Origin of the sequence: Pseudarthrobacter sp. NS4 (assembly GCF_024758005.1) — a bacterium.
Lineage (GTDB): Bacteria > Actinomycetota > Actinomycetes > Actinomycetales > Micrococcaceae > Arthrobacter.
In genome coordinates, this window is sequence record NZ_CP103288.1 from 2437235 (window position 1) to 2450338 (window position 13104).

Here is a 13104-nt window from a genome sequence, read left to right on the forward strand (position 1 = left end):
GCCAGATATAGTCGCATCAAAGCATTCGCATAGGCTCGTTCCTCCCAGCAAAGTGAAAGCAAGTAACGGATGAAATCGATCTTCTTTGGATATCCAGAACGGCCCCACTCACAGGCAGAGTCCATGCGGACTACCGCCCGCCTGCTGATGGAACAAGGGTATGCAGAAACTGCGACCTGGGAGGCCCTAAGTGTAGGGGGCACCGTCGTCATTGACGAGGTGCTCAATGCCATCGACGAAGCGGACATGTGTGTTTTTGACATCACTAGCATGAACCCGAATGTCCTCTTCGAAACGGGCTATGCCATCAGTCGCGGCAAGCAGGTCTGGCTGACGATCGACAGCTCCATACAAGCAGCATTCCCATTGTGGAAAGAATTTTCGCTCCTCGGTCCCTTAGGCTTCACCCCCTACCGAAACAGTAATGAGTTGGTTAGCGAATTTCTAAGGGATGATCCGCTAGAAACATTGGTGCCGATTTACGACTCGCTTATTGAACCCAGCCTTCCCGATACATCACTGCCTCGTCGTTCGATTTTGTACTGCACTACTTTCGAACCATTCGAGGCTTCAAATCGGCTCGATAATTTCATTGATGAAAGAAAGCAAAAAGGGCTGAATGTACTTGTTTCTGACCCCAAAGAGTCCAGCCTAAACCCAATCAACTGGTATGCGCCGATTTTGCTTCGCTCCGCCGGCGTGCTGATCAGCTTCTCCGGAGCGCAACGGAACAAAGCCGAAATCCACAATAAGCGCCACTCATTAGTGGCGGGTCTGGCGGCAGGCTTCGAGATACCCATCCTATTGGTCGCAGAGAATGACTACCTAGCTCCATTTGATTACGAGTATCGGCTTCACACTTACGATTCAAGCGATGAGTGCGTCGGTATCGCACGTAAATGGCTCAACAGCCTAGAGTTCGAACGCATATCATGGAAGAATGCACGTAGTGGCGTTTCAAACCGGCTAAAGCAAATCCGCTTTGGCGAACATGTAGCAGAAAATGAAAGCGACAGCCTCGGAGATTACTTCATCGAGACCGCAGCATATGGAGACGTCGTCCTCGCCCGTAATGCGATATTTATCGGGCACCGCGGGACGGGCAAAACAGCAAATGCCCTGCAGGCCTTTGTCGCGGTTAAGGAAAACAAGAACAACCTTGCAGTTCTAATCAAGCCGCCTGGGTTCGAATTTTCAGCAATTATGCATCTGGTAAGCAAACTACCAAGAGTCCAACACGAATATTTCTTCGACGCATTGTGGCGGTTTGTCGTGCAGACGGAGATAAGCAGCGCGGTCCTGAAGAGTATCGAGGACAGGCTATCAGGCGTGCCTCGGACCCAAGCGGAATCAGAGTTTGTTAATTATGTAGACGGCACCCCCTTCAACATACGATCCGACATCTCGGTCCGCATTGATCAGGCTCTAGATGCCCTCCTCCTCACTCTCGGGGACACGACGACACTCGAAACGAACCGCGACCACATAAACGAAGCATTTCATTCAAATGCTCTTGCCGAGCTGCGTCATAATCTTGGGCCCGTACTCAAAGATCGTACGCGAGTTGCTGTGTTTGTCGATAATTTGGACAAAGGATGGGAAAAGGGTGCTGATTTCAATGTGATGGCACGCTTCATATTGGGGCTCCTGGTCGCAGAGGGGCGACTGGCTCAAGACTTCGCTCGGCACGATTCTTGGCGGGATAAGATCAAATTGACTGTAGCTATCTTCCTCCGCAGTGATATATACACTTACTTGGCAATCGAAGCGCGAGAACCCGACAAGCTCCCTATTTCAACTGTCGTATGGAGAGACAGGCAGACGTTACTTTCGGTGATTGAAGAACGTTTCTTGGCGAGCCGTTATAGTCGCGGCGACTCCGAGGAGCTATGGACTCAGTATTTCTGCGGGACGGTCAGCGGCATCGGCGTCAAGGAATACCTCGGGAAGGTTGTCTTGCCTCGTCCGCGAGACATCGTCTACTTCTGCAATGCTGCTGTGGGAAGAGCCATAGACAGACGCCATGAGAGGGTTGAAGAAGATGATTTCCTGGCAGCGGAGGAGACATATTCGCGATACGCGTACGAAGCCCTTTTGGTTGAGAACGGAGTAACGATTCCAGAAATGGAAGAAGCTCTTTTCGGTTTTCTCGGCTGCAGGCACATTCTCAGCGTAGGTGAAGCAAAACGAGCTATCCTTAACGCTGGCGTCGCCGACTCCCGCGTTGACGCACTACTAAGAAAACTTGTATCCATGTCGTTCCTTGGGATTGAAACGCGACAAGGCGAATTCACGTATCCCGAAGCGGGAATCGACCTAAAAAGAAGTATGAAACTGGCTAGTATTTTGGAGCCCTCAACTGAATCCCAGAGAGTCGCTGTTCATCCAGCCTTCTTCAACTTCCTTGCTGTGGAACGGAACGCTACTGAAGGAATTTAGTTTTTGATTCTCCGAAGGCCATTAGTCGCCTGGTCGGGATGAAGCCCAAGGTAACCGGAGCCCTGTGCTGCACTGTATTGCAGAACAGGGCTCCTGCTTCAATCAGTTGCATCAGTCCCGGGAGCGTTATTCGCAAGTAAGACGGAGAGGCAAGAAACCTAGAAGTCCCAGTCCTCATCCTCGGTGTTGACGGCCTTGCCGATCACGTAACTCGAACCTGACCCCGAGAAGAAGTCGTGGTTCTCGTCAGCGTTCGGGGACAGCGCCGAGAGGATGGCCGGATTTACGTCGGTGACCGAGGCCGGGAACATGGCTTCGTAGCCGAGGTTCATCAGCGCCTTGTTGGCGTTGTAGTGCAGGAACTTCTTTACGTCCTCGGCCAGGCCAACGGAGTCGTAGAGATCGTGCGTGTACTGGACCTCGTTCTCATACAGCTCGAAGAGCAGCTCGAACGTGTAGTCCTTGATCTCCTGCTCGCGCTCCTCGGACAGGCCTTCGAGGCCCTTCTGGAACTTGTAGCCGATGTAGTAGCCGTGCACGGCTTCGTCACGGATGATCAGGCGAATCAGGTCAGCAGTGTTGGTCAGCTTGGCGCGCGAGGACCAGTACATGGGCAGGTAGAAGCCCGAGTAGAACAGGAAGCTCTCCAGAAGCGTGGAGGCCACCTTGCGCTTCAGAGGATCGTCGCCCTGGTAGTAGTCCATGACGATCTGCGCCTTCTTCTGAAGGTTCGCGTTCTCCGTGGACCAGCGGAACGCCTCGTCGATCTCCTTGGTGGAGGCCAGCGTGGAGAAGATAGAGGAATAGCTCTTGGCGTGCACAGACTCCATGAAGGCGATGTTCGTATACACGGCTTCTTCATGCGGAGTCAGGGCATCCGGAATCAGGGAAACTGCCCCGACGGTGCCCTGGATCGTATCCAGCAGCGTCAGACCGGTGAACACACGCATGGTGAGCTGCTGCTCAGCCGGCGTCAACGTGTTCCACGACTGAACGTCGTTGGACAGCGGCACCTTCTCCGGCAGCCAGAAATTGTTGACCAGGCGGTTCCAGACGTCCACGTCCTTATCGTCCTGGATACGGTTCCAGTTGATTGCCTCGACGTGGCTAAGCAGCTTGACCTTCTCGGTCATGTCATCCCCTATGCGTTGGGTGGTTTCTCTAAGTTAAAGCGTACGACGGCGGGCGGGCACCCGCCGTCGTACTGGCACATTTAGTTGAAAATTAAAGCATGCAGGAAACGCAACCCTCTACCTCAGTCCCTTCCAGCGCGAGCTGGCGGAGACGGATGTAGTAGATGGTCTTGATGCCCTTCTTCCAGGCGTAGATCTGGGCCTTGTTGATGTCGCGCGTGGTGGCGGTGTCCTTGAAGAACAGCGTCAGGGACAGGCCCTGGTCCACGTGCTGGGTGGCAGCGGCGTAGGTGTCAATGACCTTCTCGTAGCCGATCTCGTACGCGTCCTGGTAGTACTCCAGGTTGTCGTTCGTCAGGTACGGCGCCGGGTAGTACACGCGGCCCAGCTTGCCTTCCTTGCGGATCTCAATCTTGGACGCCACCGGGTGGATCGAGGAGGTGGAGTTGTTGATGTAGGAGATCGAGCCGGTGGGCGGAACGGCCTGCAGGTTCTGGTTGTAAATGCCGTGCTCCATGACCGAAGCCTTCAGCGCCAGCCAGTCAGCCTGCGTGGGGATGTGCACGTTCTTGAACAGCTCCGCAACCTTCTCAGTCTGCGGCACCCATTCCTGCTCCGTGTACTTGTCGAAGAACTCGCCGGAGGCGTACTTGGACTTCTCGAAGCCGCCGAAGGTCTGGCCGGTCTCGATGGCCAGGAGGTTGGAGGCGCGGACAGCGTGGTACACCACCGAGTAGAAGTAGATGTTGGTGAAGTCCAGGCCCTCTTCAGAACCGTAGTGCACCCGCTCGCGCGCCAGGTAACCGTGCAGGTTCATCTGGCCCAGGCCGATCGCGTGGCTCTGGTCGTTGCCCTTGGCGATGGACGGCACCGAGGTGATGTTGGACATGTCCGAGACAGCCGAGAGTGACCGGATGGCCGTCTCGATGGTCAGGCCGAAGTCCGGGCTGTCCATGGTCTTGGCGATGTTCAGCGAGCCCAGGTTGCAGGAGATGTCCTTGCCGGTGTCGGCGTAGGACAGGTCATCGTTGTACGTGGTGGGCTGGGAGACCTGGAGGATCTCCGAGCACAGGTTGGACATGATGATCTTGCCGTCGATCGGGTTGGCCCGGTTCACGGTGTCCTCGAACATGATGTACGGGTAGCCGGACTCGAACTGGATCTCGGCGAGGGTCTGGAAGAACTCCCGGGCCTTGATCTTGGTCTTCTTGATCCGGGAATCATCCACCATCTCGTAGTACTTCTCGGTGACCGAGACGTCGGAGAACGGCATGCCGTAGACGCGCTCGACGTCGTACGGCGAGAACAGGTACATGTCCTCGTCCTTCTTGGCCAGCTCGAACGTGATGTCCGGGATGACAACGCCCAGCGAGAGGGTCTTGATGCGAATCTTCTCGTCCGCGTTCTCGCGCTTGGTGTCCAGGAAGCGGTAGATGTCCGGGTGATGCGCGTGCAGGTACACGGCACCGGCACCCTGGCGGGCACCGAGCTGGTTGGCGTAGGAGAAGCTGTCTTCGAGAAGCTTCATCACGGGGATGACGCCGGAGGACTGGTTCTCGATCTGCTTGATGGGCGCGCCCACCTCGCGGATGTTGGTCAGCGCAAAGGCCACGCCGCCACCGCGCTTGGACAGCTGAAGCGCAGAGTTGATGGACCGGCCGATCGACTCCATGTTGTCTTCGATGCGCAGCAGGAAGCAGGAGACCAGCTCGCCGCGCTGCTTCTTGCCGGCATTCAGGAACGTGGGCGTGGCCGGCTGGAAGCGGCCCTCGATGATCTCGTCCACCATCTGCAGGGCGAGCTGCTCATTGCCGCGGGCCAGGTGCAGGGCAACCATGCAGACGCGGTCCTCGTAGCGCTCCAGGAAGCGCTTGCCGTCAAAGGTCTTCAACGTGTAGGACGTGTAGAACTTGAACGCGCCCAGGAACGTTTCGAACCGGAACTTCTTCTTGTACGCACGGTTGAACAGCTCGCGGATGAAGTTCATCGTGTACTGGTCAAGCGTCTCGCGCTCGTAGTACTCGTTCTTCACCAGGTACTCGAGCTTCTCCTCCAGGTCATGGAAGAAGACGGTGTTGTTGTTCACATGTTGCAGGAAGTACTGGTGTGCAGCCTCGCGGTCAGCCTCAAACTGGATCTCGCCGTTGGGGCCGTACAGGTTCAGCATGGCGTTCAGCTCGTGATAGCCCAGGCCTTTGTAGGCGGCCGGCATCTCGGGCTTTTGGGCCCTGGTTACTTCTGTGTCTGCGACAGTCGTGTCCAAAACGTGTCCAATCCATTGTTTACGCGGGCCACGTCTTCTGGCGTGCCCATTAATTCGAAGCGGTAGAGGTGCGGTACTCCGCACTTGGCGGCGATGATGTCCCCCGCCATGCAGTAGTTGTCCCCGAAGTTAGTGTTGCCGGCACCGATGACCCCGCGGAGCAGTTGCCTGTTCTGCGGGTTGTTCAGGAACCGGATGACCTGCTTGGGGACGGAGCCCTCTCCCCCGGTGCCGCCGTACGTGGGCACCACCAGCACAAACGGCCGGGTGGCGAGAAGGGGTGCATCCTTGGCTAAAAGCGGAATCCGGGCCACGTCACGGCCAAGCTTCGAGACAAAGCGGCTGGTGTTCCCGGATGCCGAGGAGAAGTAGATGAGCTGGCTGCCGGTGACAACCGGCGGGACAGGCCGGGAGGATTCCACGCGCTGAGCCACGTGGGAGTCCTGTGCTGTTGGTGCTGCCATGGGAGTCACCTCAGCTGCTTGATGGTTGCCGGCAGGGAAAGGGTCCCTATGCCACAGAGGAAACAGCGGAGAGAGCCAGTTCCTCGATCTTGTCCGGGCGGAAGCCTGACCAGTGGTCCTGGTCCGTGACCACAACGGGTGCCTGCATGTAGCCCAATGCCTTCAGGCGCTCAAGGGCCTCGGCGTCCTGGGAGATGTCAACGCTCTGGTAGGTGATGCCCTTTTTGTCGAGCGCCCGGTAGGTGGCGTTGCACTGAACACACGCAGGTTTCGTGTAAACCGTTACGGTCATGGTTCCTGTCCCCTTTTCTGGAAAACTTGCTCGTCCGGTGTCCCCGCCCAAGCTGTACCTAGATACTACATCTAGTGCAGACGCCTCTTTGGAACCCCAAGATGATGTATTACAAGTATGTCATTTTATGCACTTTTAATCCACAGGCAGGTGCCCTCAAAATGTCCGGAATCCCGCCGATTTTGTGGACACCATCCACATCCTGTGGAGTACTTAGCCACATTTACCGCCCAGCGTGTCGGCGAAAAGGCGGCGTGTCGGGAACGCACCCAGGCCGTGTCGAAGCCCACAGCACACCACACCGGAGGCACCATCCCGGCACCCAAATCCGAACGCCCGGAATCCCCTCATCCGGACGTTGACGGCAGCGACGCCAGCAGGCCCAAGGCGCGGTCCAGCAGATCATTCATGCTTCCCCTGGCAGCCCCGGCCACAGCCTGCCTCGCTACTGCATCAGCACGGGCCACATCACCATAGTCCAATGCTGCACGGGCTTCGGCGAGCAGAATCTCAACCTGCATCCACGTGTAGGAATCGGTGACGCGTCCGCAGAGGGTCCCTGCGTTCTGCATCCACTCCAGCGCAGTTTCCGCATTGCCCTCCAGGAGATGCGTGAGCCCGATGGTCTTTGCCGCAAGTCCTTCCCAACAGGGGTCCTGCAGCTGGCGCGCGAGTGCGAAAGTTGCCTCCGCCTCCTCCCTCACCACCGCAGGCCGCTCGCCGGCGGCAAGGCGGGCGTGGGCCAGCCACCCTTCCGGCCAGGGCCGGAACGCTGCCCATCTCTCAGTGCGCGCAATCTCACACGACTGGCGTGCCCACTCCGCTGCCTCGTCCGCGCGGCCCAGAATGAAGAGGCTTCGCGCGCCAACTCCCAGGTTCCATGCTTCACGCCTCGCCGCTCCGGCTTTCCGGCTTAGCTCCACGGCATCTCCGAACCGGTCCGCCGCAGGCTCAAGCCTGCCCCAATCACTGAGGTTCATGGCTTCAAACCCGGCGATGGCGGCCGAAAGGGAGGCGTCCCCGGTGGTCAGGCCACGCGCAGTCTCCAGGTATCCCGCAGCGCTGGTCCGTCGGCCGGCCAGGATGTCCACGTAAGCCAGTTCTGACAGCGCTTTGGCCGAGACGGATTCCGCGCCTGCCGCTGCCGCCAGGTCAACAGCGGCGGCAAGGATGATGGAGCCTTCGTCGTCATAGCCACGGATGGAGTGGACCAGCGCGGCGCCAAGCTCGGTCAGGCAACGGCTCTGCAGTTCCTTGTCGCCGGACAGCTCGGCTGCAGCTGACGCTCCCCGAAGGCATTCGATCCCGGCGTCGGCCGCGCCGGCCGACAGCGCCGCCAGCCCCGCCTCACACAAGGTCTCGGCTGAAGCACGGGCTGAGACGCCCGGTATTGGTCCCGCAATGGCGGGCCGGACCGCAGCGCGGATGGCCGGCGTCGGCTTTGTCCCAAGTTCGGCTGTGAGCATGGCCTCGCTCGCGGCTGCCTGCCGGAGGGCAGCAGCCGTGTCACCGGAGGATGCCAGTGCCTTGACCAGCAGGACATGCGGCCCCTCCTCCAGTGGCGCCCTCTCCACCATTGCACGGGAGAGCTCCACGGCCCGGGGGAAGTCACGGCCGGAAAGTGCACGCAGCGCTGCCTGCCTCAGCGCACTAAGCACCTCGCTGTCGACGCGCTGGCGCTCCACCAGGAGCCAGGACTCAAATCCCGGCGATCCCCTGACCTCGATTCCTTCCAGGAAATACCCTTCAGGAAGTTCGCCATCCTGTACGGCTTGCGGGAGGTTGGCCACGTCCGCCACGACGTCCATACCCGGCGGGAGCGAAACCGGATTGCCCCTGAACGCATTGACCAGGCCCGTTTTCCGCCGCAGTTCTGCCAAGGTCCACCGGAGGGCCCCCATGGGATCGTCGGCGTCAGCAAACAATTCATCCACGAGGACCTGGCGGGAGACCGGCTTTGATGATCTGACCAGCCTGCCCAGCACCGCCCAGGATTTATGCCCCCTGGGTGCGGGTATCGGCTGGCCATCGCGTTCGAGGCCCAATCTGCCGATCAACCGAAGACGCAGCACGAGGTCAATGTAGCAACGCTCAGGCAGCCAGCACCATAGCCGCTGAGGGCCTGAAGCGCGCCAGGAGTCCAGCCTGTGCCGGCGCCCCCAACTCGCTGATCAGCACGCCGTGAACAATCCCGAATGCCCGCAGGCGGGCTATCTCCGAACCGTCCCAGTCCTCAAGCGCAGCGGCCGCGCCGGCTGCCATCGGCCGGGCCGCGTCTGCCAGGATTTCCAGGGTCGCTCGTTCTGCGGCGGTCCCTTCAGCCACGATGCGTTCGGCTGTGAGGCCCAGGAAGGTGTTCAGTTCTTCTGTGGTCTTTGTGATCGTTTCCATACCAGAAGCTTCCGGCAGCAGCATGTGACGCCGGGTGTGATGGTCAAAGGCAGGAAGATCCCGGCTGTCACACGCAACATCACATGCCGCTTTTCCGGCCGTGGGTGCCGGGTCCTGCAGCTTCTTCAGCGCCGGGGCGGCAGAGTACTGTGGGCTGGTGGTAAATCCGGTGCACCTGAAGACCTTGATGGAGGTCACGCGGCTTGGCTCCTTCGCGGCCGCTGCCGCAACCCTGGGCTACACGGCCTCTGCCGTCTCCCAACAGATGTCCGCACTGGAACGGGACACCGGCGTGGTCCTGTTCCAGCGCTCGGCGCGGAGCGTGGTACCCACGGAAGCCGCCGTCGTCATGACCCGGCATGCCGCCAAGGTGCTCACGGACATCGAGGCACTGATGGCTGCCGCCGCCAAAACCCAGGACAGTGCCAGCCAGGAACTCCGGCTTGGAATCTTCCCCAGCCTGGCAACGTATGTCCTGCCGCGGATCCTGAAGAATCCGGCGTGGAAGAACCTGGGCATCGACCTGAAAGTGTCCGTGGCCGAACCCGGGCAGACCATCCAGGGACTGCGCACCGGCGGTGAACTGGACCTTGCCGTGGTCTTCCAGGTGGGACAGACCGGCGTGGCGTGGCCGGCCACCATCAACCGGCAATGGATCGGGGACGACGACTTCCGGGTGGTCCTGCCTGCAGGCTGGGGGTTCCGGCCGGACGCGAAAGTAGCGGCAGACCACCTCTCCGAGATGCCCTGGATCATGCACCACCCCGGCACCAGCGACGCCATGGTGATCGAGCGGCTCTTCGCCGGCTGCAACCTCCACCCCCGGGTGGTGGCACACAGCGACGACTTCCACGCCAGCCTGGAGATGGCGGCCGCCGGCCTGGGCGCGGCACTGGTTCCCGAACTGGCGCTCCGGAACAAACCGGAGGGCGTAGTAGTGCTGGATGTTCCCGAGATCCGGCTGGCCCGGAACGTGTTCGCGCTGCTGATCAATGACCGGAAAACCGCCCGGGTGCAGCTTTTTGTTGACCTGCTGGCCGAAACCCTCGCCGGGATGCGCACCGCAGTCAATTAGGCCTGAATGCTGGAATGCTCCGCGGTTCGGGTCTATGTTGAGAATATGAACAAGGTAGCGAGCCAGCACTTTGGCGAGATTGAACTCAATCACGGCAGGGACCACCTCATCGCCGCAAAGCACGAGCTGCGCGGTCAACCGCTGGAACTCGACCTGAACATCAACGCCCACGACCACTTCGACGAAGCGGCGCTGCGCAAGGTGGACTACCGTCTGCGGTTCCTCCCGGAGCTCGTGGACGAGGTCCGGGACATGATCGCCGAGGAACTGGACCAGGAAGGCACCAACCCGCAGGAGTACCTGCAGTTCCACTGCAACGCCCTCAAGGATGAGCACCTGCACAAGGTCTTTGGCGTGGAGGACCGCAGCCAGCTCACCAAGGACGTTTTCCTGAAGGCCCTGAAGCTGGGACACGTCGGGATCTTCCCCGGCCAGCCCGAACGCTACTTCGTTATGGATTTCACCCTCGGCGAGCACTTCACGGACGAGGTCCTGGTGGCTTCTGCCGACGAGGACGGCGTGGTGGACGACGAGATCCTCTGGGAGTCCTAGGTTTCGACGGGCTCACCCACCAAACAAAAAAACGACGTCGGCTGGTCACCTGAAGTGACCAGCCGACCGTTCGCCCGCTTCTCAAGGTCCGGCGCGCTGAGCGCACCGGACCTTGAGCCTCTGCGGGCTCTCTTACAGAGTTGCTACTTGGCGGCTTCCAGCAGGTCCGCGCGGACCGCCTGGGTTGCCTTGACCAGGTTGCGCAGGGACTCTTCGGTCTCGGCGTAGCCACGGGTCTTCAGGCCGCAGTCCGGGTTGACCCAGAGCTGGCGGGACGGGACGTGCTTGACGGCCGTGGCCAGCAGCTCGGTGACTTCCTGCTCGCCCGGGACACGCGGCGAGTGGATGTCGTAGACGCCCGGACCAACACCGCGGCCGAAGCGGTGGGACTCGAGGTCGTGAACAACCTCCATGCGGGAGCGTGCAGCCTCGATGGAGGTGACATCGGCGTCCAGGCCGTCGATCGCGTCGATGATCACACCGAACTCCGAGTAGCAGAGGTGGGTGTGGATCTGCGTGGCGTCGGCAACACCGGCGGTGGCCAGGCGGAAAGAGTCAACGGACCACTTCAGGTAGTCGGCGTGGTCAGCCTTGCGCAGCGGGAGGAGTTCGCGCAGGGCGGGCTCGTCCACCTGGATGATCTTGATGCCGGCGGCTTCCAGGTCGGCGATCTCGTCGCGCAGGGCCAGGCCAACCTGGTTGGCGGTCTCGCCCAGCGGCTGGTCGTCGCGGACGAAGGACCAGGCCAGGATGGTCACCGGACCGGTGAGCATGCCCTTCATCGGCTTGCTGGTCAGGGACTGCGCGTACTCGGCCCACTTCACGGTGATGGGGGCGCTGCGGGTGACATCGCCCCACAGAATGGAGGGACGGGTGCAGCGGGAGCCGTAGGACTGGACCCAGCCGTGGACCGTGACGTCGAAGCCTTCAAGGTTTTCGGCGAAGTACTGGACCATGTCGTTGCGCTCGGGCTCGCCGTGGACCAGGACGTCGTAGCCGAGCTCTTCCTGCAGGTTCACGACGCGCTTGATCTCGTCCTTCATCAGCTGCTCGTACTGCTCGTCGGTCAGGTCGCCCTTGTTGTTGCGGGCACGGGCCGAACGGATCTCTGAGGTCTGCGGGAATGAGCCGATGGTGGTGGTGGGCAGCGGCGGCAGGTCCAGTGCTTCTTCCTGGGCTGCTTCACGGACCGGGTACTCGGAGCGGCTGAAGTCAGCGGCGGTCAGGGCCTCGGTGCGGGCGCGGACGTCCTCGCGGCGGACGCCTTCCGCGGTGGCGCGGGACGCGATCACAGCGGTTGCCTCGTCGATGGCTGCCTTGGCGGCAGTGGGATCGGCCAGGTACGACGCGAGAGTCTTGACCTCGACGGCCTTCTGGTCAGAGAACGCCAGCCAGCTGCGGAGCTGCTCGGACAACTGGGTTTCCTCGGCAACATCGTGCGGGACGTGCTGCGTGGAGGTGGAGGTGGAGACGGCGAGCTTGCCGGCCGCTGCCTTCAGTTCGTCCAGCTTCGCGGCGGAAGCGGCGAGGTCGTTGCGCCAGATGTTGTGGCCGTCAACGACGCCGGCAACCAGGGTCTTGTTGCCCAGGCCTGCCAGGGCGGCTGCGGACGGAACCGCACCCTTGAAGACGTCGATGTGCAGGGCGTCGATGTTGGTGGCGGCAAGGGTGCCGAGCTGGCCGTCGAGGGCACCGTACGGGGTGGAGACGAGGATCTGCGGGCGGCTGGCGGCAGCGGCGAGTACCTCGTAGGCACGGGCCACGGCTGCTTCGATTTCTGCGGCCGGGGTGTCCTGGTCAACCACGAGGGCCGGCTCGTCCAGCTGGACCCAGCTGGCTCCGGCGGCGGCAAGCTTTTCGAGCAGCTGGACGTAGACGGGCAGGATGTCCTCGAGGCGGGACAGCGGAGCGAAACCGGCCGGAGCGTCGTCGGAGGCCTTGGAGAGCAGCAGGTACGTGACCGGGCCAACGATGTACGGGCGGGTTTCGATGCCGTTGGCCAGGGCGAAGGCAAACTCGTCAACCTTGGCGGTGGAGGCGAGGGTGAACTTTGTCTCGGGACCGATTTCCGGCACCAGGTAGTGGTAGTTGGTGTCGAACCACTTGGTCATTTCCAGCGGCTGCTGTTCCTTGTTGCCGCGGGCCAGGGTGAAGTAGCCGTCGATGTCCAGCTGTCCCTCGGCATTGAGGAGCTTGCCGAAGCGGGCCGGTACGGCGCCGAGGTGGGCGGTGGTGTCCAGCACCTGGTCGTAGTAGGAGAAGGTGCCGGGAACGGCTGCGGCCTCTGTCAGGCCGAGCTCCTGCAGCCGCTTGGCAACGGTGAGCTGGATGTCCTTGGCTGCTGCGTCCAGGGCGGCGGCGTCGATCTTTCCTGCCCAGTACGCCTCGACGGCCTTCTTGAGCTCGCGGCGGCGGCCGATGCGGGGGTAGCCCAGGATGGACGCAGCGGGGAACGGAGTGGAGTTGGGCGTGTTGTTTTCAGTCATGGCAAAGTC

General features: G+C 60.9%; 10 protein-coding genes. 3 read left to right on the forward strand and 7 right to left on the reverse strand.

Annotation, left to right across the window (positions count from 1 at the left end):
• Positions 1-69 precede the first annotated feature (69 nt).
• A complete protein-coding gene (locus NXY83_RS11505) occupies positions 70-2439 on the forward strand; it encodes a P-loop ATPase, Sll1717 family (protein ID WP_258802375.1) in 2370 nt (789 codons plus the stop codon).
• Positions 2440-2597: 158 nt separating this feature from the next.
• Here NXY83_RS11505 and nrdF read toward each other — a convergent pair whose 3' ends face one another.
• The 6 genes from nrdF to NXY83_RS11535 form a co-directional block, all read right to left on the reverse strand.
• Positions 2598-3572, reverse strand: coding sequence for a class 1b ribonucleoside-diphosphate reductase subunit beta (gene nrdF / locus NXY83_RS11510; protein WP_258802376.1), 975 nt, complete (start codon positions 3570-3572; stop codon positions 2598-2600).
• A 91-nt stretch (positions 3573-3663) separates the two neighbouring features.
• Positions 3664-5784, reverse strand: a complete 2121-nt coding sequence (gene nrdE / locus NXY83_RS11515) for a class 1b ribonucleoside-diphosphate reductase subunit alpha (RefSeq protein ID WP_258806178.1) — start codon at positions 5782-5784, stop codon at positions 3664-3666.
• Positions 5785-5804: 20 nt separating this feature from the next.
• Entirely contained in the window at positions 5805-6308 is a 504-nt protein-coding gene (gene nrdI, locus NXY83_RS11520; RefSeq protein WP_397427102.1) for a class Ib ribonucleoside-diphosphate reductase assembly flavoprotein NrdI, read from the reverse strand.
• Positions 6309-6345: 37 nt separating this feature from the next.
• The gene (nrdH, locus tag NXY83_RS11525; protein WP_013601222.1) at positions 6346-6591 is read right to left on the reverse strand and encodes a glutaredoxin-like protein NrdH; all 246 of its coding nucleotides are present in this window, start codon (positions 6589-6591) and stop codon (positions 6346-6348) included.
• A gap of 347 nt (positions 6592-6938) precedes the next feature.
• Positions 6939-8525 carry an AfsR/SARP family transcriptional regulator gene (locus NXY83_RS11530; protein WP_258802381.1) on the reverse strand — a complete coding sequence of 529 codons (1587 nt, stop codon included), beginning with the start codon at positions 8523-8525 and terminating at the stop codon, positions 6939-6941.
• Positions 8526-8682: 157 nt separating this feature from the next.
• Positions 8683-8982, reverse strand: a complete 300-nt coding sequence (locus NXY83_RS11535) for a hypothetical protein (protein WP_258802382.1) — start codon at positions 8980-8982, stop codon at positions 8683-8685.
• A 157-nt stretch (positions 8983-9139) separates the two neighbouring features.
• Between NXY83_RS11535 and NXY83_RS11540 the strand changes: the two genes are divergently transcribed.
• Both NXY83_RS11540 and NXY83_RS11545 read left to right on the forward strand, forming a co-directional pair.
• Entirely contained in the window at positions 9140-10057 is a 918-nt protein-coding gene (locus NXY83_RS11540; RefSeq protein ID WP_258802383.1) for a LysR family transcriptional regulator, read from the forward strand.
• 45 nt (positions 10058-10102) lie between these two features.
• Positions 10103-10609, forward strand: coding sequence for a DUF2004 domain-containing protein (locus NXY83_RS11545; protein WP_258802384.1), 507 nt, complete (start codon positions 10103-10105; stop codon positions 10607-10609).
• Positions 10610-10752: 143 nt separating this feature from the next.
• Here the strand turns inward: NXY83_RS11545 and metE are convergent, their stop codons facing one another.
• Positions 10753-13095 carry a 5-methyltetrahydropteroyltriglutamate--homocysteine S-methyltransferase gene (metE, locus tag NXY83_RS11550; protein ID WP_258802386.1) on the reverse strand — a complete coding sequence of 781 codons (2343 nt, stop codon included), beginning with the start codon at positions 13093-13095 and terminating at the stop codon, positions 10753-10755.
• Positions 13096-13104 lie beyond the last annotated feature (9 nt).